The sequence below is a fragment of the Spirillospora sp. NPDC048823 genome (genome assembly GCF_043198445.1).
Classification (GTDB): Bacteria; Actinomycetota; Actinomycetes; order Streptosporangiales; family Streptosporangiaceae; genus Spirillospora.
Window position 1 is genome coordinate 160,628 of record NZ_JBICUT010000018.1, and the last position, 21,110, is coordinate 181,737.

The window sequence follows — 21,110 nt, forward strand, 5'->3', positions numbered from 1 at the left end:
GCCTCATTGCCTCATTGCGCCGGTGTGGTGGACTGCTCGGTCTCGTTGACGTCGATCTTCTTCATTGACCATTTGGCGATCCGCAGCGACATGTCGATCGCCTCCGTCGCGTATCCGACCATTTCCCGCTGGTAGCCGGTGACGGCGTCCGCCGGTTCCCGCTCGCCCCGGAAGGCGGCGGTGAGCGCCCGGCACAGACCCGCCGCGTCGCGAAGCGCGGTGTTGGCGCCGACCCCGCCGGTCGGCGGCATCGTGTGCGCCGCGTCCCCGAGCGGGATCACGGGCCCGGCCGGCCACGCCTCGACGGGCATCGTGGCCCGCAGCGCGAGCGGGTAGGTCTCCTCCGGCTGGGCGTGGGCGAAGACGGCGCGCAGGTCCGGGTGCCAGCCGGCGGTCTTGTCGAGCACCAGCCGGCACAGGTCCGCGCCGCTCATCGCGAAGAACGCGTCGTCGGAGAGCCCCAGGTGGTCCTGGTGGACGCTGAAGACCGACATGTAGTAGTCGTCGGTCTCGTCGAACTCCAGGCCCGGCCACAGCCGTGCCGCCGCCTCCCGCGGCGGGGTGCGGAACACCATCGGCATCCACGCGAGCCGGACCCCGTCGGGGGCGGTCACGTTGACGAACTGGTCGCGCAGCACGTCCGGGATGCCGGCGCCGATCGCCGTCGCCCGCGGCGTCCGGGTCAGGATCGCCCGCACCCCGAGGTCGTGGTGCCGGTCGCCGGGCCGCAGCTGGGCGCGCACCTGCGAGTTCGCCCCGTCCGCGGCGATGAGCAGGTCGCCGGTGTCGCGGTGGCCGTCGGCGAAGTGCGCCACGACCTTGCCGCCCACCTCCTCGTAGTGCGTGAACCGGCTGCCCCAGCGCACCGCGTCGCCGAGGCCCGCGAGCAGGACGCGGCGCAGCGTGACCCGGTCGACGGCGTCCACCTTGTCGGGGTCGTCGCCGCGCGGGTCGCTGAACTCGGGAGCCCACGCCTTGACGAGCTGCTCGTCGTAGGCGACCAGGCCCTCCTGCCTGCGGGCGTTGGACGTCGCCACGAGCAGGTCCTGCGCCCGGCGGGGCAGGCATTCGCGGAGCGCCCGCTCGCCCTCGGGGCTGATCCGCAGCCGGTAGCCCTGCATCCGCCCCACCGGCGAGTGGTCGCGCTCATGCACGACGACGTCGTCGAAACCCGCCTGCCGCAGGCCCTGCGCGAGGGCGAGCCCGCCGATGCCGCCGCCGATGATGATCGTGCGCGGGGCCGGTCCCGGGGTCGCTTCCATGGGGTCCACCCCGCTCAGCGGAACACGACGCCGGCGATCCGATCCAGGTGATCGGGATCGGCGGTGACGGACAGGAGCAGCAGCTCGTCGCAGCCGTTGGCCGCGTAGCCGTCGACGACGTCCCGGAGCATCGACTCGTCCGAGATGGCGCCCTTGGCCAGGTGCGCGGCCATCTCGCCCATGTAGGAGTAGTACTTCATCATGTGCTCGGTGGCCGCCTCCTTGCCGCCGGGGCCGAGCGCCACGTAGCAGTTGGCGCCCATCCGCGGCGACCCGTCGCGCTTCTCCTCCGCCCACAGCTCCTTGACCCGGTTGACGACCTCCGGGTACTTCTGCGGCGGGCCGCCGGGGGAGATCCACCCGATCCCGTACCGGGCCGCGCGGCGCAGCCCGGCCGGCGAGTGGCCGCCGACCCAGATCGGGATGTCGCCGTTCACCGGGCGGGGGCCGACGCCGGGCACCGGGCCCTCGCCCCGCCACACCTCCCGGAGCTCCTCGATCATCGCGTCCAGCCGGCGGCCGCGGCTCGCGTGGTCGGTGCCCGTGGCGGTGTAGTCGTCCTCGCGCATCCCGGAGGACACGCCGACGACCAGCCGCCCGCCCGACAGCCGGTCCAGGCTGGCGAGCTGCTTGGCCAGCTCCACGGTGCTCGGCCGGGACGCGGCGAGCAGGATCGCCGTCGTCAGCCTGATCCGCTCGGTGACCGCCGCGGCGGCCGACAGCGTCACGATGGGGTCGTAGTTGTCGTAGACCACCCGGTCGACCACCGTCAGGCTGTGGAATCCGAGCCGTTCCGCGCGGCGCGCGAACTCGATCAGCTGCGCGCCGCCGGCACCGGGGACGGTCGTCGGCAGGCAGACTCCGATGTCCATTCGAACTCTCCTCGCACTCGTGCACGGACTGGCTGTGGCCGCCATCGTCCGGAAAAGGGATGGGGTGCCGGTCGAGCCTCGATGGAAATGGAATCCGCGCCGCCGGAGGAGTTCCGCCCGCTCTGTAAGTCGCCGGTCGAGGACGACTCGACGACGCCTTGAGCCTTATTGCGCGCCCTATCGGCCATATCTATCTTTAAGGAATCGGTGTGCGGCTAATTCCGGGAGGGCTGATTCTTGAAACTGGGAGCGATCATCGAATGGGCGGACGATCTCACCGAATTCCGGGATCTGGTCCGGCTGGCCGACGCCCTCGGCTATGACGTCATCGGGGTCGGGGACACGCCCGCCCGCGCCTGGGAGCTGTACGTCTCGCTCACCGTCGCCGCGCAGGAGAGCCGGAACGCGACGCTGACGCCGATGGTCACCACGCCGTTCCTGCGCCACCCCGTCGCCACCGCCACCGCCGTCTCCAGCCTCGACGAGCTGACCGGCGGGCGGATGATGCTCGCCCTCGGCAACGGCGGCAGCGTCCGGCGCGTCGTCGGGCGCTCCCCGGTCGCGACGCCCGCCGAACTGCGCGACTACGTCACGGCCGTGCGCGCCGTCCTGGACGGCGGGTCGGCGCACGTCGACGGGTACGACACCGAGGCCCTGACCCGCGTCCGCCCCATGCCGATCTTCGTCGCCGCCGACTACCCGGCGAGCCTCCGCCTGGCCGGTGAGCTGACGGACGGGGTCGTCACCACCGTCGGGATGTCGGAGGAGCGGGTGGCGCGGAAGGTCGCGGCCGTCCGGGAGGCGGCGGAGAAGGCCGGACGCGATCCGGGGGCCGTGCAGATCTGGGGGTTCAGCTTCATCTCGGTCAAGGGGACCCGCGCCGAGGCCAACGCCGAGATCGGTGCCGCGCTGGCCTCCGACGTCGCGCTGCGGCTGAAGTCACCGCACATGCGCGGGACCGTCCCGCCCGAGCTGCTCGGCGCGGTGGAGGAGATGGAGCGGCGCTACGACGTGTGGGACCACACCGTCGGCGGGAAGAACGCCACGCTCCTCGAAGAGCTCGGGCTCGTCGACCTCGCGCTCGGCATGACCGGCATCACCGGCGACGTCGCGCAGGTGGCCGAGCATCTCGGCCGGCTCGAGGCGGCCGGCCTGACGGGCGTGTTCGCCGCGCTCCCGCCGCTCGCCGACCGGCCCGGGACCGTCCGCGGCCTGGCCCAGGCGGCGTCCCTCACCTGAGCCCGTCCCTCGCCCGGGACGCGAAACGGCGCACCACGCCCCCCGCGTGGTGCGCCGCTCGCGTGTCCCCGATCGGCTCGCGTTCCCGGTCAGCTCGCCTTCGCGGCGTCGGCGCGCCCCAGCCCGAGCTGCGGCCGGGTCACCAGGTACAGGCCGCCGACGGCGTTGTCCGGGTCGAACGGCGACGCCTTGATCTCGTGGACCCGGTTGAGGTTGTTCAGCGGGTTCGGGTCGCCGCTGTCGGCCCCCTGCAGGTGCTCCCGGACGGCCTTGTAGGCGTTCTCGGCGTCGTCCATGTCGGCGATGCCGGTGATGATGCGGTCGAAGGCGTCCTGGAGGTGCAGGTGGTCGCGCTCGTCGGACGTCAGCCGCTGGGCGTTGTAGAAGTGGTACTCCTTGCCCCGGTAGCTCTCGTAGAACACCGACACGAGCAGGAGGAGCCGCTCGTAGGCGTGCCGGTAGACGGTCTCGTAGAACCGCCACGCGTCCTCCTCGGCGACCTCGCCGCGCAGCACGCTCGCCACGGACGCCGCGCCGAGCATGGCGCTGTAGGTGGCGAGGTGGACGCCGGACGACAGCAGCGGGTCCAGGAACGCCGCGGAGTCGCCCGACAGCAGGTACCCGGGGCCGGCGAAGCTCTCGGACACGTACGAGTAGTCCTGCTCGGTCTTCATCCCGGTCACCTGCTCGGCGCCGTCGAGCATGTTCTGGATGGCCGGGCACTGGGCGAGCGCCTCGTCGTAGACCGCCTGGATGTCGCCGTCCAGCCGGGCGCGGCTGTCGTTGAACAGGTCCCGCCCGGTCACCAGGCCGACGCTCAGGTTGCCGTCGTGCTGGGGGATGCCCCAGATCCACCCGTTCGGCAGCGAGAGGATGGCGATCGCGCCCTCCGGCCCCTTGCCGAGCGGCTTGAAGTTCTTCCAGTACGCCCAGGTCGCGACGTTGCGGAACACGCCGTGGAAGCGGCGGTTCTTCAGGTGGCGGGTGGCCAGCACGCCGCCGCGCCCCGAGCAGTCGATGACGTGCCCGAACGCGATCCGGCCGCGGACGTCGGGCCGCCCGGCCTCCTGCCACTGCGCGGCGACCGCCCGGTCGCCGTCGAACTCGATCTCGCGGACGCCCACGCCCTCGACGACCTCCACGCCCAGCTCGCGGGCGTGGTCGAGCAGGATCTTGTCGAACTCGCTGCGGACGACCTGCCAGGCGTTGACGTTGTCGGAGCCCTGGTCGGAGAAGTTGACCTCCCACTCCTCGGGGCCCCACTGGAAGTAGGCACCGCCCTTGGGCTGGAAGCCGTGCGCCTGCACCTTGTCCCAGACCCCGGTCAGCTCGAAGATCGGACGGCAGGACGGCAGGATGGATTCGCCGATGTGGTAGCGGGGGAAGGCGTCGCGTTCCAGCAGGGTCACCTCGAATCCCTCGCGGGCCAGCAGGGAGGCCGCGGTGGATCCGGCGGGCCCGCCGCCGATGATCAGGATCTGGGTCGATTCGCGCATGGCCGCAGCATCGGCCCGGCCGATGGAAGACCACTCGCGATCCGAGCGAGGTCAGCTCCGGTGGGGGGTGAACGTGTGCGTCTGGCCGCGGTCGACGTAGGTGACGTCTCCGGCCAGGCCGCGGCGCTCGAGTTCGCGGCGGAAGTCGTCCAGCGACGACGTGAACACGGTGTAGTCGTCGTAGTGGATCGGGACGGCGTTCGCGGGGCGGATCGTCTCCAGCAGGTCGGCGCCCTGCGCGGCGTCCATGGTGACGAGGAGCCCGCCGGGCAGCTTGGTGCCTCCCAGGTGCAGGACGGCCAGGTCGATGTCGCGGTTGCGGCGCGCGATCTGCTGGATTCCGTCGAACATGAGGGTGTCGCCGGTGATGTAGAGGCGGAACTGGACGTCGCCCGTGGCGGGGCCGAACTCCAGGAGGCTGCCCATGACCGGTGGGAGGAGCATCTTGGCGGGGCCGGGCGCGTGCCGGCCGGGCATGGCGGTGATCCGCAGCAGCGCCCCGTCCTTGACGAGGGTGTGCGACTCCCAGAAGCGCAGGCCGACCGTGTGGCGGAACCGGTGCCGGCCTTGCAGGCGGCGGGACGCGTGCGGTGTGGTGATGATCGGCAGGCCCCGGTCGAGCTTCGCGCGGGCCACCCGGTCCCAGTGGTCGCCGTGCAGGTGGGACAGGACGACGGCGTCCAGCTGCGGTAGTTCGTCGGCGCTCAGCGCGGGCTCGGTCAGCCGCCGCGAGGTCAGCCCGTGCCCGAGGTACGCGCGCTGCCCGCGGTGCAGGAAGTTGGGGTCGGTCAGCAGCGTGAACGGCCCGCAGCGCAGCAGCGTGGTCGCGTTGCCGATGAACTGCATCGTGAGCTGCCTCAGCGCGAGTTCCGGCGCGGTCTTCATGGTCGTCCCCCCTCCGTCCGATGCGATAGCCCCGGTCATGCCCCTGACCTGCGGGTCGAACCCCCGCATCCTCGCCGGGCGGCCGGACGCGGCGAACCGTCACCGGCGGCCGGACCCGGCGGAACCATCCCCGGGGGAACGGACATGTTTCATAATTCGTGCATCACAAGTTGCGGCGACGGAGGCGAAACGGTGAGCGACATCGAAAAGGCTCCACCTGGTGTGGACATCACGGTCCCGAGCCCGGCCCGAATGTACGACTACATCCTCGGCGGCACGGACAACTACGAGGTCGACCGGAAGGCCGCGGAGGCGGTTCGCGCGCACATGCCCGAGCTCGAGGACGCGGCCTGGGCGAACCGGGGGTTCCTGCAGCGTTCGGTGCGGTGGATGGCCCAGCAGGGCATCCGGCAGTTCATCGACATCGGCGCGGGCCTGCCGACGATGAACAACACTCACGACGCGGCGCAGGCGGTCGCGCCCGACGCGCGGGTCCTGTACGCCGACAACGATCCGATGGTCGCGGTACATGCGAACGAGTTGCTGGCCGGCTCGTCCGGGACGGCGTTCATCGCGGCGGACTTCCGCGATCCGGAGGGTCTGCTCGGGCACGAGGACACCCTGGCGATGATCGATTTCGGGGAGCCGGTCGCGCTGCTGGCGGTGGCGCTGACCCACTTCGTGCCGGACGAGGACGACCCGTGGGGCCTCATCCGGCGTTACATGGACCGGCTGGTGCCCGGCAGCTACCTGGCCCTGTCGTCCATCACCAGTGACCGGCAGGTCGACAGGGCGGTCGGCACGGTCCGGGAGGTGTACTCCCGCGCCTCGGCCGGCGCCCGTCCGCGGACCCGCGCGGAGATCGAGCGCTTCTTCACCGGCCTGGAGATCGTCCCGCCGTACGAGGGGGCGCGGGCGGACCTCACCTACGTCGGCATGTGGGGCGCCGAAGACCCCGAAGCCGCGGACAGTGATGGGTCGCGGTGGGGCTACTGCGCTGTGGCGAGGAAGTCAGAGTGAGGAAGAGATGAAGAAGCCGTCCGTGGAGGAACTGGGCGTCGACCCGGACACCCTGGACTGGAAGCGCTCGCAGAGTGACGAAGGCGTCATCGAGGTCGCTTTCGTCGGCGAGTGGACCCTTTTGCGCACGTCAGGCGACCTCGTCTCGGTGTTCGACGAGCACGAGTGGGCCTGTTTCCTGGACGGCGTCAGGAACGGCGAGTTCGATCACGCCGGTTCCTCCCCGACAGATCTGTGATTCACAAATTCGGAAGGCGTATGATGATGCCGGCCGTATGTCAAGGGAGGTGGTTCCTGTGAGCGACGCGTACGGGGCCACCGTCGCCAAGCGGGGGCTGGCACGCCGCTTGAGGGACTTGCGCGTCGAGGCGGGATACACGGCCAACCAGGTCTGCGACCGGTTGAACTGGGGTCGGGGCAAGGTCGGGCGGTTCGAGGCCAACACCTGGGTGCGGCCCGAGCTCAGCGACATCCGCGACCTGGCGCGCATCTACGGCGGCAGTGATCTCGACGAGCTCGAAGAGCTGGCGACGCGCGCGCGGCAGCGGGCCTGGTGGCGTGACTACCCGGAAGTGTTCGACAACGAGTTCCCCGGTTTCGAGGGTGACGCGTCGGACATCCGGGTGGTCATGCCGCTGGTGCTGCCGGGGCTGCTGCAGACCCTGCCGTACATGCAGGCGCTGCTGAGCTCGGGATCGAAGCCGCCCGAGTGGCGGGAGCGGTCGCTGCGGGCACGGCTGCGGAGGCAGCAGGCCCTGGACCGGGACGACGGGACGGCGCCGAAGCTGGTCGCGCTCGTCACCGAGGCGTCCCTGATGTACGAGTGGGGCGACGCGGGGGACCGCCGAGCCCAGCTCCGCCACCTGCTGTCCATGGCCGGGAGGCAGAACGTCGAGCTGAGGCTGCTGCGCCTGTCGGACGGCCTGCACCCGGGCATGTCGACGCTGGTCAACATCTTCCGGTTCCCCGGCAGTGAGCCGCCCATGGTCTTCCTGGAGAACGATGCCGCCATCGACCAGATCGACGACCCCGGCAAAGTGGAGGCACATGACCGCATCTTCGAGCAGATCCGCGAGGCGGCGCTGAGCACCGCCGGCACCGCGGAACACCTGGAGAAACTGATCACGACGCTGGAGTAGACCGACACGCTGGAGCAGACCGACACGCTGGAGCAGACCGACATGGACCTCTCTCAGGCACGGTGGTTCAAGGCCACCGCCAGCGCGAGCAGCAACGGGGGGTGCGTCGAGGTCGCCGACCTCGAGACGGCCACCGGGCTGCGCGACAGCAGGACACCGGAGGCCGGGGCGCACGTCGTCGCCCGGTCCACGTTCGCATCGTTCCTCGACGATGTGCGTGCGGGCCGCTACGACCGCTGACCGGGCCGCACACCAGATCCCCCAGGGCTGCACCCCTGGGGGATCTTCATGTGTGCGGCCCTCTCTCAGGCGTCGTCAACGCTACAGCGCCGGCGCCGGCCGGTCGCGCCTCCGCCGGTACACGCTCAGATCGCCGCGGGGAGATGCGTTTTGTATGCCTTAGGGGGCATTCGGTGAACGTCTCAACTGCGCTTGGGTGACCTTTGTGGTGTGCCGGGCCTTACCCCCCGGAATGTGCGAAGCTTGGATCTGTGATTCACACATAGCGAGTCGCGAACCATCAAGGTTCATGTCGCGAATGTCTGAATCATGAATGACTCCGCGAACTCTGAGGGTGGGCGTCATGACGAAGACCGCGACGATGTGCGGGATTCCCTGGAGACTGGAGAACGGCGGCTGCGCCGCGCTCCCCCTGCCCGGGGACGAGTCCATCGCCGCCGTGGCCCGGGGCCATGTCGCGGGTCTGCTGCCCGCGCTCGGGCTGTCCGTCCAGGACGTCGACGACGTCACCCTCATGGTCAGCGAACTCGCCACGAACGTCCTGCAGCACGCCACGTCCGGCGAGCGGCCTCCCGTCGCCGAACTCTGGGTCTACCAGCGCGGCGACGGACGAGGCCACGACGAACTGGTCGTCAAGGCGTTCGACACGCTCAGGGACTGGCGCGACGGCGGCCGGGCCTCCCACGAGGACCGCCCCGCCGAAAGGCTCGACCACGGCCGCGGCCTGGAGATCATCGACATCCTCGCCAAGGGCCGGTGGGGGCACCATCCGACCCGGTCCCGGCTGAGCTCACCGTCCGTCCGCGGGAAGGCGACCTGGTTCGCCCTGCCGATCCCGCGCACACGCATCGCACGCGGCCGCCGCAGCGGCCGGGCCGTCGACGGGAAACAGGCCGCGAAGGTCCTCCACTCGCTGCTCGTCCAGCGCGGCATCGACGGCTTCACGCCCGAGGAGGAGCTCGGCGTCTGCGGGCTGTCCGGGTACGGCGACCTGAAGGTGTGGTGCGAGGACGCGATGTTCCGCTGGCGCGCCGGCTCCGGCGAAAGCGGAGGACTCCCGGTCGCCGACATCACCGAGGCGTGCGAGCAGGTCGTCCAACTCTGCGAGGCGCTGGACGACGTCCACGTGGTCTGACCGTACGGGGGGGACGGTCAGACCACGTGGAACCCGTCAGCCGGCCACGTCCTCCCGCACGCGCCGCGCCGCCGTGACCAGATTCCGCAGCGACGCCTCCGTCTCCGGGTAGGCGCGCGTCTTCAACCCGCAATCGGGGTTCACCCACAGCCGCGCCGGCTCGACGGCCCGCAGCGCGCGCCGCAGGTTCTCCTCCATCTCCCCGGCGCCGGGGACGCGCGGGGAGTGGATGTCCCACACGCCGGGCCCGATGCCGTTCTCGTACCCGGCGGCGCGCAGGTCGCCGACCAGTTCCATGTGCGAGCGGGCCGCCTCGACGCTGGTGACGTCGGCGTCCAGCGCCCCGATCGCGCCGATGATCTCGCCGAACTCCGAGTAGCACATGTGGGTGTGGATCTGCGTGGTGTCGGTGACGCCCGAGGTGGCGAGGCGGAACGCGCCGACCGCCCAGTCCAGGTACGCGGGCCGGTCGGCGTCCCGCAGCGGCAGCAGCTCGCGCAGCGCGGGCTCGTCCACCTGGATGATCCTGATCCCGGCCGCCTCCAGGTCGGCGATCTCGTCGCGGAGGGCGAGCGCGACCTGCCGGGCGGTGTCGGCGAGTGGCTGGTCGTCCCGGACGAACGACCAGGCGAGCATGGTGACCGGGCCGGTCAGCATCCCCTTCACCGGCCTGTCCGTCAGCGACTGCGCGTACGTCGCCCACTCCACCGTCATAGGACGGGGACGCGCGACGTCGCTGTGCAGGATCGGCGGCCGGACGTACCGCGACCCGTACGACTGCACCCACCCGTGCTCGGTCGCCGCGTACCCGTCGAGCTGCTCGGCGAAGTACTGCACCATGTCGTTGCGCTCGGGTTCGCCGTGCACGAGGACGTCCAGCCCCAGGTCCTCCTGCAGCGCGATGACGCGGGCGATCTCGTCCTTCATCGCCCGCTCGTAGGCGTCGGCGGTGATGCGCCCGGCGCGGCGGTCGGCGCGGGCCCGGCGGATCTCGGGGGTCTGCGGGAACGAACCGATCGTCGTCGTGGCCAGTTCCGGCAGCCCCAGGGCGTCCCGCTGGGCGGCGAACCGGGCGGCGCGGTCGCCGCGGCGCGTGTCGCCGATCGACCCCAGCCGTTCCCGGACGGCCCGGTCGACGCGCGCGGCCGGCGCCGGCGTGTCGGCCGGGGCCGGGACGTCCTCGCGCAGCGCCCGGCCGAGCGCGACGACCTCGGCGACTTTCTGCCGGGCGAACGCGAGCCGGCCCCGGACGCCGCCGTTCAGCGACGTCTCGGAGTCCAGGTCGATCGGGACGTGCAGCAGCGAGCAGGACGTGCTCACCACCACCTGGTCGACGAGCCCGAGCAGCGACGCGCAGACGGCCCTGGCCCGCCGCTGGTCGGCGCGCCACACGTTGCGGCCGTCCACGACGCCCGCCACGAGCGTCTTGCGCGGCAGCCCGCCGACCGAGGCGAGCACGTCGACGTTGCCGGGCCCGGCGGCGAAGTCCAGGCCGATCGCCTCGACCCGGCCGCCGGCCAGGGTGCGCAGCGCGTCCGCCCCGATCGTCCCGAAGTAGGTGGCGACCATCAGCCGGGGCCTGCTGGTCAGCCGCCCCAGCCGCGCGTACGCCCGCGCCAGCGCGCCGATCTCCTCCTCGCTGCGGTCCGCGACCAGGGCGGGCTCGTCCAGCTGCACCCACTCCGCCCCCGCGCCCGCCAGGCGTTCCAGCACCTCGGCGTACACGTCGACGAGCCCGTCGAGCAGATCGAGCGGACGGAACCCCTCGGGCGCGCCCGCCTCGGGCTTGGCCAGAAGCAGGTAGGTGAGCGGACCGACGAGCACCGGCCGCGTCTCGACGCCGAGCGCCTTGGCCTCCCGGTACTCCGCCAGCGGCTTGGCCGCCGCCCCCTCGGCCAGCCGGAACCTGGTGCCGGGCCCCAGCTCCGGGACGATGTAGTGGTAGTTCGTGTCGAACCACTTGGTCATCTCAAGCGGCGGGACGTCCTGGACGCCGCGCGCCATCGCGAAGTAGCGGTCGAACCCGGTCAGATGCCGGTACCGGTCCGGGACGGCGTCGACCAGCACGCTCGCGTCGAGCATCTGGTCGTAGAACGAGAACGTGTTCGACGGGACGGCGTCCAGGCCGGCGTCGCGCAACTCGTTCCAGACCGTCGCGCGCAGTTCGGCGCCCGCCTTCGCGAGCGCGTCGGCGTCGGCGCGTCCCGCCCAGTAGTCCTCGGTGGCGAACTTCAGTTCCCGGCGGGCCCCGATTCGGGGATATCCGAGGATGGTCGTGCTCATGGCGGCTTCCCTCGCTGTGCCACAGGCGGCCTTCGGAAGGACGAGCGCACGGCGAACCCCGCGCCGCAGACCGTCCCACGAGGCCGCAGACCACCGCGCACCGGCCGGTGCGCGGGCGGAGGCAGGTCTTCGGACTCGCGGGCACCGCCTCTTCCGAGGCGTCCTACTGGCCGTCGCTTCCCAGGCCGCGTGGCCCAGTGCGTGATGACGGCGGTCGTTCCCGCTCACCGCTGCGGGGCAGTCCCGGAATCACACCGGGTTCCCTCTTACGACACCCGGACCCCCACAGGGCACGGGTGAACCATCCGCACAAAGGAGTCTATCGCCCGGCCCGCGAACCGGCCCCGTGCACCTAATCCAGGTGTGCGGACGGAGTGGTCTCCTGAGTCGTGGACGCCTCGGCCAGATGCATCGTGCCGCCGCCGACGACGACGCGGAGCCCGTACTCCCCGCTCGGACGCCACAGCTCGACGACGGCGCAGTTGGGGACGACGCACGTGCCGTTGAAATGGCGGAAGCCCCGCATCGCCGCCACGTCGGGGTCGGTGACCCCGGTGAGCAGCGACCACATCACGGCCTTCATGAAGAGGCCATGCGAGAAGACCGCGATCAGGCCGTCCTCGGGACGGTCGGCGAGGCGCTCCAGGAAGGCACGGGCCCGCGTGATGAGCGCACGGAAGGACTCTCCGTCACCTTCGTTGACGTAATCGGGGTCGAGTCGTTCCCAGTAGTCGTCGGCGAGGGGCCGCCGCTGCGCCCCCGTGGTCCTCGGCGCATGCAACCCGCCCAGGAACGTGAACTCCTGGACGGGCCATTCCTCGTAGGGCACCTCGGGAAACCGCTCGGCGGTCGGCCGGGCGGTCTCCTGTGCGCGGAGGAACGGCGAGCCGACGATGAGGGCGGGCGGCGCGGTGAACGCCGCGGCCATCCGCTGGGCCTGCTCCCGTCCGCGGGCGGTCAGCGGAGAGGCTGCCGGCCCGTTCGTCGGCAGCCCGGCGTTCGACTCGCTCTGCCCATGCCGGATCAGCCACACCCGCCGCACCATGATCACGCCGACAGACTGACACACGGGCTCGGCGGCATGGAACATCGGACGAGCCGCACGAGGAGAGGGTCGGCGTTGGGGCGCGCCGCGCCGTGGATGCGAGGCGGCTCGTCCAGAGAGCCAGAATGGTTCGGACGGCGATGTCGAGAACCCGTGACCGGCTTCGTCCCCGTGGTGAGGGCGAGCACGAGGGTGGCACCAGCACTTAGGAGAATCACGATGGCCAAGTACCTGCTGCTCAAGCACTACCGCGGCGCTCCCGCCTCGGTCAACGACGTGCCGATGGACAAGTGGACGCCTGAGGAGATCTCGGCCCACGTGAAGTACATGGAGGACTTCGCCTCCCGCCTGGAGGCGAACGGCGAGTACGTCGACGGCCGGGCGCTCGCGCCCGAGGGGGTGTGGGTCCGCTACGACGGCGAGGGCCGTCCGCCCGTCACCGACGGCCCGTTCGCCGAGACCAAGGACCTCATCGCCGGCTGGACGGTGATCGACGTCGACAGTTACGAGCGCGCGATCGAGCTGGCCGGGGAGCTGTCGGCCGCTCCCGGGGCGGGCGGCGAGCCGATCCACGAGTGGCTGGAGGTCCGGCCGCTCCTGACCGCGCAGCCCGACGTCACAGACTGTCATCTCGGGTGAACGACGTCCTGCTCCGGAGCCTCACGCCGAACGTCCTGACGATCCTCATCCGCCGCGGAGCGGACTTCGCCGCGGCCGAGGACGCCGTCCAGGACGCGCTGGTCGAGGCGATCCGCGTCTGGCCCGGCGACCAGCCGCGCGATCCCAAGGGCTGGCTGGTCACCGTGGCCTGGCGCAAGTTCCTCGACGCGGCCCGCGCGGACGCGGCCCGCCGCCGGCGTGAGGACACCGCCGACGAGGAGCCGCCGCCCGGCCCCGCACCCGAGCGCGACGACACGCTCCAGCTCTACTTCCTGTGCGCCCACCCGTCGCTGACGCCGTCGTCCGCGGTCGCGCTCACGCTGCGCGCCGTCGGCGGCCTGACCACCCGCCAGATCGCCCAGGCCTACCTGGTGCCCGAGGCGACCATGGCGCAGCGCATCAGCCGCGCCAAGCGCACCGTCTCCGGCGTGCGGTTCGACCGGCCCGGCGACGTCGCGACCGTCCTGCGCGTCCTCTACCTGGTCTTCAACGAGGGCTACTCCGGCGACGTGGACATGGCCGCCGAGGCCATCCGCCTCACCCGGCAGCTCGCCGCCGCGATCGACCACCCCGAGGTGGCGGGCCTCCTCGCCCTCATGCTGCTCCACCATGCCCGGCGCGCCGCCCGCACGGCGTCCGACGGCAGCCTGGTGCCGCTCGCCGAGCAGGACCGCCGCCGGTGGGACACCGACTCGATCGCCGAGGGCATCGGCATCCTGCAGGCGGCCCTCGCCCGTGACCGCCTGGGCGAATACCAGGCCCAGGCGGCCATCGCGGCGCTCCACGCCGACGCGCAGGCCGCCGAGGAGACCGACTGGGTGCAGATCGTCGAGTGGTACGACGAACTCGTGCGCCTGACGGACAGCCCGGTCGTCCGCCTCAACCGCGCGGTGGCCGTGGGAGAGGCCGACGGCCCCCGCGCCGGCCTGGCGGCGCTGGCGTCCCTGGACGACTCGCTGCCCCGCCACACCGCGGTGGCGGCCTACCTCCACGAACGCGACGGCAACCTGACGACGGCGGCACGGCTCTACGCGGAGGCGGCCCAGAAGGCACCCAACCTCGCCGAACGCGCCCACCTGACCCGCCAGGCCGCCCGCCTCAACACGTCCCACCGCCCCTGACACCCGCTCACCGGGTGGTGCCGTCTGTGGCGCTGCCGCTACTCGCTGGACGCGTGGAGGGTGGAGCGCGGGAGTTCGGCCTGGTCGTCCGTTTCCTCGGCGTCCTGCGTCGCGGCCCACGTGCCGAGCAGCCGGAGCGCCTCCGCGGAATGCGATCCGGGTTCCACCGCATAGGTGTAGAGCCAGCGCTCCCCGTCCTGGAGTTGCAGCGCCTCAACGTGCATGACGAGGTCGCCGACGACGGGATGGTGGAACCGCTTGGGGCCGCGGCAACGCACGTCGACGTCGTGCTCGGCCCACCAGCTGCGGAACTCGGGACTGGCGACGGACAGTTCGCCGATCAGCGCGTGCAGCCGCCTGTCGCGCGGGTAGCGGCCCGCGGCCTCCCGCAGCACCCCGACGCTCACGCGCGCGTTCATCTCCCAGTCGGCCAGGAGATCGCGCGCCGCCGGCTGCAGGAACAGCCAGCGGGGGTGGCTCGCCGCCGCGGACGGCATCGGTTCGAGTCCCACCAGCAGTGCCCGTCCCATGCGGTTCATCGCGTGGACGTCTCCGCGCGAGTCGACGACGATCGCCGGGAACTGGAGGCTGTCGAGCATCAGCCGCATGCCCGCGTCGAGGGGCGGGAGCCGAAGTTCGTCGGGCTTGGGCACGACGGTCGACCGGACGAGGTTGTGGAGGTACAGCCGCTCGACCTCGGCCAGCCGCAGGGCGCGGGCGATCGCGTCCAGCACCTGATCGGACGGCTGCAGGTGCCGGCGGCCCTGCTCAAGGCGGGCGTAGTAGTCGAGGCTCAGGCCGGCCAGCATCGCGACCTCCTCGCGTCGCAGGCCCGGGACGCGGCGCCGGCCGCCGGTCTCGATGCCCACGTCCGCAGGCCGCACGCGCGCCCGCCGGGTGCGGAGGAACTCCCGCAGCTCATCGTTCTTGGCCATGCTCCAACGGTATGCGCCGGACGTGCCCGGCTGGGTGGGTCTGCGCGTCCCAGGATGCCGCCGCCACTCGTGGGGACGGCGCACACGCCCGCATAGTCGACGCATGACCACCATCACTCAGACCTCCCGGCTCGGCGACAGGACCGTGCGGCGCATCGGCTTCGGCGCGATGCAGCTCACCGGCCCGTGGGTGCTCGGCCCGCCCAAGGACCCGGACGCGGCCCGCGCCGTGCTGCGCCGCGCCGTCGAACTCGGCGTCGACCACATCGACACCGCGCAGCCCTACGGTCCCGACGTCGTCAACGAACTCATCGCCGAGGTGCTGCACCCCTACCCGGACGACCTCGTCATCGCCACGAAGGTCGGCGGCGCCCGCGACGCGGAAGGCGGATGGGTCCGGGCGTCCCGTCCGGAACAGCTGCGGGCGACCGTCGAGCAGGACCTGCGCACCCTGCGGCTCGAACGCATCGACCTGGTGAACATGCGTTTCGGCGTCGGAGGCCCCGAACCGGACACCGTCCCGCTCGCCGAGCAGCTCGGCGCCCTGACCGACCTGCGGGACGAGGGCAAGCTCGACCTCATCGGCCTCTCGACCACCTCGGCCGACGTCGTCAAGGCCGCCCTGGAGATCACCCCGATCGCCGAGGTGCAGAACGCGTTCAGCATCGCCAACCGCACGGACGAGCCGGTCGTCGACCTCTGCCGCGAGCACGGCATCGCCTACGTCCCCTACTACCCCCTGGGTTCCGCGTTCACCGGCGGCCCGAAGGCGCTCGCCGCCGATCCATCGATCGCGTCAGTGGCCGCCAAGCACAACGCCTCGGCGTCCCAGATCGCGCTCGCCTGGCTGCTGGCCCACTACGACCGCATGCTCCTGATCCCCGGCACAAGCTCGGTGGCGCACCTGGAAGAGAACCTGGCCGTCGACAGCATCCGGTTGGACGCCGAAGACCTGGCCGCCCTAGGCCGTGTCCCGTGATCATGTGACGGGGTCGCGGAGCCAGATGCGGATCGAGGCGACGTCGATGGTGCCCTGGTAGATGCGTTGTCGTTTGTCGTAGCGAGTGGCCACGGCACGATGCTGGCGGAGTTTGTTCACGCAGCGCTCGACGGTGTTGCGTTCTTTGTAGGCCTCCCGGTCGAAGACCGGGGGCCTGCCGCCTTTGGAGCCGAGTCTCGTGCGGTTGGCGGCCTGGTCCTTCTTCATCGGGATGACGGCCTTGATGTTGGGTTTGCGCAGGTAGCGGCGGTTGGTGCGAGAGGAGTAGGCCTTGTCGGCCATCGCCCTGGCCGGCCGGTTGCGGGGTCGTCCAGGGCCACGGCGCGGGATGCGGATGGACTTCAGCAGCGGGATGAACTTCGGGCAGTCCGCGTGCTGGCCCGGGGTGAGGATCCGGCTGATCGGTCGGCACCGCCGATCGGCCACCAGGTGAATCTTCGTGGACAGCCCGCCCCGTGACCGTCCCAGGGCCTCCCGACCCGCCGACGTCACTTCGTGATCTTTGTAAGCCCCTTTGAAGGCAGGTCGACGGCCGGAGCGTGCCGTGCCCCGGCCGCGTGCTGGTGCGCGCGGACCACAGTCGAGTCCGCGCTGACCGTCCAATCCTCGCCCTCGACCTCGTCGCAGCCCGCCCGCAGCCCGTCCAGGATCCGCTCCCACGTCCCATCCAGCGACCACCGGCGATGCCGGTTGTAGACCGTCTTCCACCTGCCATAACAGGGCGGCAGGTCACGCCACGGCGTGGCCGTAGTTCAGACGTTCCTCATCCACATGGATGATCTACACCAAACCGCCCCCAAAGGCCACGGGCACGATCTAGGGGAGGCGGGCCAGCAAGTGGGCGTCGAGGAAGCCCCGCTCGGAGGCCGGGTCGTGGAGCAGCCGGGCGAACGGGAGGAGCCCGGCCCCGGCCAGCAACTCGGCGAACCGGTCCGCTGGCCAGCTATAGGCGGGCGTCACCTTGTGGTCGAAGCGGACCGGCTCCGATCCGTCGGTCGCGAAGAACGAGACCAGGAGCAGGCCGCCCGGTGCCAGCACACGCACCTGCTCGGCGAGCAGCGCGGGCAAATCCCCAGGAGGGGTATGGATCATCGAGTAGTGGGCCAGCACGCCGCCGAGCGCGCCGTCCTCGACCGGCAGGGCCTCCATCCGCGCCTCATCAAACCGCAGCGCCGGATGGGCCCGCCGGGCGTGGTCGACCATGCCCGGGGAGAGGTCGAGCCCGAAGGCGTCCAGCCCCAGATCGTGCAGCATGGCCGTCAGATGTCCAGGCCCGCACCCGACGTCGACTGCCCGCAGGTTCCCCGTCCCGCGCACCAGCTCAGCGAAGGTACCGATCATGTTCCGCGAGAACGGCTGCGTCTCCAACTGATTAGCGAACATCGACGCATACAGCTCGACGACCCCGTCGTAGGCCGCCCGGGTGTCGTCCTGATGTTCCATCACGGGGAAGGAAACTAGCATCCGCGCACGTTCGCAGTTTCTCGGCCCCGTGTCCCCCAACCCCTTAAGGTCTGGCTGTCCGATCACATGATCACGGGACAGGCCCTAGAACACGTGCCCCACCTGGACGGCCCAAGCTTCTGACCCGGGTGGTTCGGCCATGCTTCAGGAGTTCATCGGGTTGGGGCGGCCCGTTCCAGGAAGGACTCCATCTCGGTGAAGACCCGCCTCGGATGGCAGGTCAGCCAGCTCAGCTCCAGGACGTCCGCCCCGACGACCCGATACGTCTTGAGCACGTCACCGTCACGGAACGGAACGGGTGCCCCGGCACGCAGTTCGATCCAGCACCGGAATCTCATGCCGCGAACGACAAGCCCGATCTCCTCGATATCGACCCACTGCACGTCGAGACGGCCGCCGGGCGCCCGGAAGGACAGCGACTCCGGTGTCAGCGCCACATGCTTCGGGGACCGAAGCGTGCGTATCGCTGCCACCGCACCCCATGTGAGCAGCGCGACGAAGATCGCCGCCCCCGCCACCTGCGCAAGCCCCCCTACGATCAACGCCGCTGCCAAGCCGTACATCGCGGCCAACGCCAACAACGTCAGAGCGCCCGTCCAGGCGATCAGCGGCCTGCGCATGAAGGGGAAGACGAGCGCGGCGGCCGGTGTGCCGTCGATATCGATCTCTCCGCGCCGCGGCTCTCCCTTCCAGCGCGGCGGAAGCAGGCCCACACCGAGCAACACCACCCCGGCCCCGAAAAGATTGAAAGGGACCACCATGTTGGCGGTGGCATCGCCCCCCGCGTTCGCCGAATAGAGGCTCATCAGCCCCAAAAGGAATATGAACGCGGAGATCAGATACAGGGCCGGTCGTATCACGATCATCACCTGGCCGAGGTTGGACGCCCGTTCCCGCGATACCGTTCCGCACCGAACCCACCGGGCTCCACGCCCGGGCCCGCTCGTCCTCGCCGCCGTGGTGCTCGTCGCGGATTTCCAGCAGGCCGCACCTCTGGGCAGAAGGCGAAGTCCTCGCGCGCGACGATCGTGGTCCTGAGCGCGGAGTGACGGAACCGGTGCAGCGCGAAACACCCTTGCCAGTCCGGCACGTGCGGCGTGCGGGAAACCCGGAACACGCCCCAGGTTCGGTCGAGCGTAAGTCTTCGTGATGCGGCTATAGGTCCTTGAGGATCTCAGTGAAGCGCCGGAAGTCGCTGCGGTTCATGATGAGCTTGGGGCCACCGGGGTCATTGCTGTCGCGGATGGCAATGATATTTACAGCCATTGCAACTTCGACGCAAGCGTCACCTTGTTCGCTACTAAAAGAAGACTTGCGCCACGTTGCATCAATCATGTCCATCGTTCGGTTATTACCTTTCTAATCAGGGAACGCGTATCCCTTACATTCAGTGCTTCCGATTGCAGGATCACGAAGGTTTCGTTTGCCGTGGCGATCTCATCTGGATCGGTCGTGGTTTCTCCTCCCCATGCTTTGATCGCGTACGCTACCTGTCTGTGGTCGGGCCTGGTTGCGATATGAAATGATCCCCAGACATTTCTTATGTAACGGATTGGCGCAATTTGCAGCTGGACTCTTCCATTTAGAGACAGCTCAAATAGATGTTCCAGTTGTTCCTTCATGACTTCCGGCCCCCCAACTTCGCGTGAGAGAACCGTCTCGTCCATGATAATAGAGATGATCGGGGCGGGGTTTCTGTGCAGAATCTCTTGCCGTCGCATCCTGTTCTTTACTGCGTCTTCGTCTTTCAAAAGAACGTGAGCATAAGCTTCACTCTGCAATAGCCCGGGGACCAGTCGCTCTTCATAGGCGCGGACCATGATCGCGGACTGCTCGGCCTTCGGATAGCTGGCGAAGTGCTGGGGGTACTTGTCGGACTTGATCGATTCTAGTAGCTCGTCCCAGGCTTCGACGAGAGTCGTGCCGGACTTAAGCGCACGGTCGAGTCGCAGGGCGAAGTCCCGACGGCAGCGCGTCCGGCCGACCTCGACCTGAGTGATGTAGCTGCGCGTCACATTGACCAGGTCGGCGAGTTGCTGCTGGTTGAGACCGGCGGCCTTGCGGAGGCGCCTGACTTCCGCGCCGAAGCTCAGAAACTCGGGCTTGATCCTGCTCTGCATCGAGATCGCGTCTCCTACCGGTGTGCAAACGGTCCAGACAGTGAATGTGAGCGATTCGGTACTGCTACGCCACTAACACAGGATCCTACGCCTCCCTGTGGCTGAATGTTGCCAATCGATAACAGAGAGTGATTTCATTGGGTTCTTCCGGTTTGTCATGGAGGGCCCATCCGAGATCAACCACCGTCCACACGGAGGGGTCATGCCACCCGCTGCTCTGGCGCCGGAGAGGCCGGCGCTTGTCCTGGAGCCGAATGATCGGGCGCCCGCGTTGGCGCGGCGCTACCTGACCGAGCGGTTTCGTGAACTCGGGCACGCCGACGACTTCGTCGGCCGCCTCGTCGTTACCGAGCTGGTTACCAACAGCTACCAGCACGTGGGATTCGGGCACATCGTCGTCCGCATCCAGCCCGACCCAGGCGAGCCTCTCAGCGTCATCGAGGTGTGCGACGAGGGGCCGGAACTCCCCGTCATCGGACATGCGGACGACGACGCCGTCACCGGACGCGGCCTTCTGCTCGTGGCCGAACTCGTCCACGACTGGGGCGCCCGCCCGCTCGAGGAGGAAGGCAAGGTGACATGGGCTCGCTGCGCCCGCTGAACGTCCAGCATCACGTCCTTCGGTGGCGGACCTTGCGCGGGCGTTCCACTGCGATCCGCTACCTGGACCTGCTCACCGTTGCGGCCCAGGCCAAGCGATACCGGTGCGTCAAGCTCTATCAGGCCGACGACCTGCCCACCCGTCCGCCCGTCCTGTGGGTGTTCGCATTCGGGGTGGACGATCATGTCCGGGTCGCCGTCACCGTCCACGCCGTCCCCGGTGGCACCTGGGGCTACTACCAGGCCGGACGTGGCAAGCATGGCTACCTGGCGCCCTGCGGCGACACCAAGTACGCCGCCGATCAGGTCGACGGCCTCCTCAAACACCGCATGTACCCCGCTACCTGGAGCGCGCCACCGGAGGTATCACGGTGAACGTCGCCTCTCCCGGTGTCCGGTTGGAGCACCTGGGACTGGACGTCGACATTGACCGGGCGCTTGACGACCTGCGCCGCTCCTTCCCCAGCGTGTGCTTTTGGTACGGGGATTTCAGCGGCTCGTAAGCATTCAGCTCGGGTGCTTTGAGGCATGGCGAATTAGCGTTGCGTGACCGCAACGCTGGATGGGGCGTGCTCAGGCCGGGGCCGGGTCGGG

At 70.0% G+C, this 21,110-nt stretch carries 23 protein-coding genes, 1 pseudogene and 1 riboswitch; of the genes and pseudogenes, 11 read left to right on the forward strand and 13 right to left on the reverse strand.

Annotated elements, in window-relative coordinates:
- Positions 1-11: 11 nt before the first annotated feature.
- Both ACGFK0_RS32235 and ACGFK0_RS32240 read right to left on the reverse strand, forming a co-directional pair.
- A complete protein-coding gene (locus tag ACGFK0_RS32235) occupies positions 12-1,262 on the reverse strand; it encodes an FAD-dependent oxidoreductase (RefSeq protein WP_392911759.1) in 1,251 nt (416 codons plus the stop codon).
- Positions 1,263-1,276: 14 nt separating this feature from the next.
- Complete coding sequence (locus ACGFK0_RS32240) at positions 1,277-2,134, reverse strand: LLM class flavin-dependent oxidoreductase (RefSeq protein WP_392911761.1); 858 nt, start codon at positions 2,132-2,134, stop codon at positions 1,277-1,279.
- Between the two features lie 237 nt (positions 2,135-2,371).
- Between ACGFK0_RS32240 and ACGFK0_RS32245 the strand changes: the two genes are divergently transcribed.
- Complete coding sequence (locus tag ACGFK0_RS32245) at positions 2,372-3,373, forward strand: LLM class flavin-dependent oxidoreductase (protein ID WP_392911764.1); 1,002 nt, start codon at positions 2,372-2,374, stop codon at positions 3,371-3,373.
- Between the two features lie 89 nt (positions 3,374-3,462).
- On the opposite strand, the gene ACGFK0_RS32250 is transcribed toward ACGFK0_RS32245, so the two are convergent.
- Complete coding sequence (locus ACGFK0_RS32250; protein WP_392911766.1) at positions 3,463-4,869, reverse strand: NAD(P)/FAD-dependent oxidoreductase; 1,407 nt, start codon at positions 4,867-4,869, stop codon at positions 3,463-3,465.
- A 51-nt stretch (positions 4,870-4,920) separates the two neighbouring features.
- Entirely contained in the window at positions 4,921-5,754 is an 834-nt protein-coding gene (locus ACGFK0_RS32255) for an MBL fold metallo-hydrolase (RefSeq protein WP_392911769.1), read from the reverse strand.
- A 192-nt stretch (positions 5,755-5,946) separates the two neighbouring features.
- Here ACGFK0_RS32255 and ACGFK0_RS32260 point away from each other — a divergent pair, with 192 nt between their 5' ends.
- From ACGFK0_RS32260 to ACGFK0_RS32280, 5 genes are all read left to right on the forward strand, one after another.
- Positions 5,947-6,774, forward strand: coding sequence for an SAM-dependent methyltransferase (locus tag ACGFK0_RS32260; RefSeq protein WP_392911771.1), 828 nt, complete (start codon positions 5,947-5,949; stop codon positions 6,772-6,774).
- 7 nt (positions 6,775-6,781) lie between these two features.
- Positions 6,782-7,012, forward strand: coding sequence for a hypothetical protein (locus tag ACGFK0_RS32265; RefSeq protein ID WP_392911773.1), 231 nt, complete (start codon positions 6,782-6,784; stop codon positions 7,010-7,012).
- A 58-nt stretch (positions 7,013-7,070) separates the two neighbouring features.
- Positions 7,071-7,913, forward strand: coding sequence for a helix-turn-helix domain-containing protein (locus ACGFK0_RS32270; RefSeq protein ID WP_392911776.1), 843 nt, complete (start codon positions 7,071-7,073; stop codon positions 7,911-7,913).
- A 42-nt stretch (positions 7,914-7,955) separates the two neighbouring features.
- Complete coding sequence (locus tag ACGFK0_RS32275) at positions 7,956-8,153, forward strand: DUF397 domain-containing protein (protein ID WP_392911778.1); 198 nt, start codon at positions 7,956-7,958, stop codon at positions 8,151-8,153.
- A gap of 343 nt (positions 8,154-8,496) precedes the next feature.
- Positions 8,497-9,288, forward strand: coding sequence for an ATP-binding protein (locus ACGFK0_RS32280; protein ID WP_392911781.1), 792 nt, complete (start codon positions 8,497-8,499; stop codon positions 9,286-9,288).
- Between the two features lie 36 nt (positions 9,289-9,324).
- On the opposite strand, the gene metE is transcribed toward ACGFK0_RS32280, so the two are convergent.
- On the reverse strand, positions 9,325-11,571 hold the full coding sequence (gene metE / locus ACGFK0_RS32285; protein ID WP_392911783.1) for a 5-methyltetrahydropteroyltriglutamate--homocysteine S-methyltransferase: 2,247 nt from the start codon (positions 11,569-11,571) through the stop codon (positions 9,325-9,327).
- A 102-nt stretch (positions 11,572-11,673) separates the two neighbouring features.
- Positions 11,674-11,892: riboswitch (cobalamin riboswitch) on the reverse strand.
- Between the two features lie 31 nt (positions 11,893-11,923).
- A complete protein-coding gene (locus tag ACGFK0_RS32290) occupies positions 11,924-12,616 on the reverse strand; it encodes a histidine phosphatase family protein (RefSeq protein WP_392911824.1) in 693 nt (230 codons plus the stop codon).
- A 219-nt stretch (positions 12,617-12,835) separates the two neighbouring features.
- Here ACGFK0_RS32290 and ACGFK0_RS32295 point away from each other — a divergent pair, with 219 nt between their 5' ends.
- Positions 12,836-13,255 carry a YciI family protein gene (locus ACGFK0_RS32295; RefSeq protein ID WP_392911786.1) on the forward strand — a complete coding sequence of 140 codons (420 nt, stop codon included), beginning with the start codon at positions 12,836-12,838 and terminating at the stop codon, positions 13,253-13,255.
- Positions 13,252-14,397: an RNA polymerase sigma factor gene (locus ACGFK0_RS32300; protein ID WP_392911789.1), complete on the forward strand. Its 1,146-nt coding sequence runs from the start codon at positions 13,252-13,254 to the stop codon at positions 14,395-14,397. Before ACGFK0_RS32295 ends, ACGFK0_RS32300 begins: the two co-directional genes overlap by 4 nt.
- Before the next feature lie 38 nt (positions 14,398-14,435).
- Here the strand turns inward: ACGFK0_RS32300 and ACGFK0_RS32305 are convergent, their stop codons facing one another.
- A complete protein-coding gene (locus ACGFK0_RS32305) occupies positions 14,436-15,332 on the reverse strand; it encodes a helix-turn-helix domain-containing protein (protein ID WP_392911791.1) in 897 nt (298 codons plus the stop codon).
- 103 nt (positions 15,333-15,435) lie between these two features.
- Here ACGFK0_RS32305 and ACGFK0_RS32310 point away from each other — a divergent pair, with 103 nt between their 5' ends.
- Positions 15,436-16,311 (forward strand): aldo/keto reductase, encoded by an 876-nt coding sequence (locus tag ACGFK0_RS32310; RefSeq protein WP_392911794.1) that lies wholly within the window; start codon positions 15,436-15,438, stop codon positions 16,309-16,311.
- Here ACGFK0_RS32310 and ACGFK0_RS32315 read toward each other — a convergent pair whose 3' ends face one another.
- The 6 genes and pseudogenes from ACGFK0_RS32315 to ACGFK0_RS32340 form a co-directional block, all read right to left on the reverse strand.
- The gene (locus tag ACGFK0_RS32315; protein WP_392911796.1) at positions 16,312-16,824 is read right to left on the reverse strand and encodes an IS5 family transposase; all 513 of its coding nucleotides are present in this window, start codon (positions 16,822-16,824) and stop codon (positions 16,312-16,314) included.
- A pseudogene (locus tag ACGFK0_RS32320) lies at positions 16,821-17,069 on the reverse strand (transposase); the annotation flags it as partial. The pseudogene ACGFK0_RS32320 and the gene ACGFK0_RS32315, both read right to left, overlap by 4 nt.
- A gap of 79 nt (positions 17,070-17,148) precedes the next feature.
- Positions 17,149-17,778, reverse strand: a complete 630-nt coding sequence (locus ACGFK0_RS32325; protein WP_392911798.1) for a class I SAM-dependent methyltransferase — start codon at positions 17,776-17,778, stop codon at positions 17,149-17,151.
- A 170-nt stretch (positions 17,779-17,948) separates the two neighbouring features.
- Positions 17,949-18,665 (reverse strand): hypothetical protein, encoded by a 717-nt coding sequence (locus ACGFK0_RS32330; protein WP_392911801.1) that lies wholly within the window; start codon positions 18,663-18,665, stop codon positions 17,949-17,951.
- A gap of 286 nt (positions 18,666-18,951) precedes the next feature.
- On the reverse strand, positions 18,952-19,137 hold the full coding sequence (locus tag ACGFK0_RS32335) for a DUF397 domain-containing protein (RefSeq protein WP_392911803.1): 186 nt from the start codon (positions 19,135-19,137) through the stop codon (positions 18,952-18,954).
- Entirely contained in the window at positions 19,128-19,916 is a 789-nt protein-coding gene (locus ACGFK0_RS32340; protein WP_392911806.1) for a Scr1 family TA system antitoxin-like transcriptional regulator, read from the reverse strand. Before ACGFK0_RS32340 ends, ACGFK0_RS32335 begins: the two co-directional genes overlap by 10 nt.
- 202 nt (positions 19,917-20,118) lie before the next feature.
- On the opposite strand from ACGFK0_RS32340, the gene ACGFK0_RS32345 reads away from it, so the two are divergent.
- Both ACGFK0_RS32345 and ACGFK0_RS32350 read left to right on the forward strand, forming a co-directional pair.
- The gene (locus ACGFK0_RS32345) at positions 20,119-20,517 is read left to right on the forward strand and encodes an ATP-binding protein (RefSeq protein ID WP_392911808.1); all 399 of its coding nucleotides are present in this window, start codon (positions 20,119-20,121) and stop codon (positions 20,515-20,517) included.
- The gene (locus tag ACGFK0_RS32350) at positions 20,496-20,891 is read left to right on the forward strand and encodes a hypothetical protein (RefSeq protein ID WP_392911810.1); all 396 of its coding nucleotides are present in this window, start codon (positions 20,496-20,498) and stop codon (positions 20,889-20,891) included. Before ACGFK0_RS32345 ends, ACGFK0_RS32350 begins: the two co-directional genes overlap by 22 nt.
- Positions 20,892-21,110 lie beyond the last annotated feature (219 nt).

What these genes read in the sequence shown, in the direction of transcription:
- ACGFK0_RS32235 (WP_392911759.1), bottom strand. Translation starts at nt 1,262, where the DNA reads ATGGAAGCGACCCCGGGACCGGCCCCGCGCACGATCATCATCGGCGGC.
- ACGFK0_RS32240 (WP_392911761.1), bottom strand. Translation starts at nt 2,134, where the DNA reads ATGGACATCGGAGTCTGCCTGCCGACGACCGTCCCCGGTGCCGGCGGC.
- ACGFK0_RS32250 (WP_392911766.1), bottom strand. Translation starts at nt 4,869, where the DNA reads ATGCGCGAATCGACCCAGATCCTGATCATCGGCGGCGGGCCCGCCGGA.
- ACGFK0_RS32255 (WP_392911769.1), bottom strand. Translation starts at nt 5,754, where the DNA reads ATGAAGACCGCGCCGGAACTCGCGCTGAGGCAGCTCACGATGCAGTTC.
- ACGFK0_RS32265 (WP_392911773.1), top strand. Translation starts at nt 6,782, where the DNA reads ATGAAGAAGCCGTCCGTGGAGGAACTGGGCGTCGACCCGGACACCCTG.
- ACGFK0_RS32275 (WP_392911778.1), top strand. Translation starts at nt 7,956, where the DNA reads ATGGACCTCTCTCAGGCACGGTGGTTCAAGGCCACCGCCAGCGCGAGC.
- ACGFK0_RS32280 (WP_392911781.1), top strand. Translation starts at nt 8,497, where the DNA reads ATGACGAAGACCGCGACGATGTGCGGGATTCCCTGGAGACTGGAGAAC.
- metE (WP_392911783.1), bottom strand. Translation starts at nt 11,571, where the DNA reads ATGAGCACGACCATCCTCGGATATCCCCGAATCGGGGCCCGCCGGGAA.
- ACGFK0_RS32290 (WP_392911824.1), bottom strand. Translation starts at nt 12,616, where the DNA reads ATGGTGCGGCGGGTGTGGCTGATCCGGCATGGGCAGAGCGAGTCGAAC.
- ACGFK0_RS32295 (WP_392911786.1), top strand. Translation starts at nt 12,836, where the DNA reads ATGGCCAAGTACCTGCTGCTCAAGCACTACCGCGGCGCTCCCGCCTCG.
- ACGFK0_RS32305 (WP_392911791.1), bottom strand. Translation starts at nt 15,332, where the DNA reads ATGGCCAAGAACGATGAGCTGCGGGAGTTCCTCCGCACCCGGCGGGCG.
- ACGFK0_RS32310 (WP_392911794.1), top strand. Translation starts at nt 15,436, where the DNA reads ATGACCACCATCACTCAGACCTCCCGGCTCGGCGACAGGACCGTGCGG.
- ACGFK0_RS32335 (WP_392911803.1), bottom strand. Translation starts at nt 19,137, where the DNA reads ATGGACATGATTGATGCAACGTGGCGCAAGTCTTCTTTTAGTAGCGAA.
- ACGFK0_RS32340 (WP_392911806.1), bottom strand. Translation starts at nt 19,916, where the DNA reads ATGCAGAGCAGGATCAAGCCCGAGTTTCTGAGCTTCGGCGCGGAAGTC.
- ACGFK0_RS32345 (WP_392911808.1), top strand. Translation starts at nt 20,119, where the DNA reads ATGCCACCCGCTGCTCTGGCGCCGGAGAGGCCGGCGCTTGTCCTGGAG.
- ACGFK0_RS32350 (WP_392911810.1), top strand. Translation starts at nt 20,496, where the DNA reads ATGGGCTCGCTGCGCCCGCTGAACGTCCAGCATCACGTCCTTCGGTGG.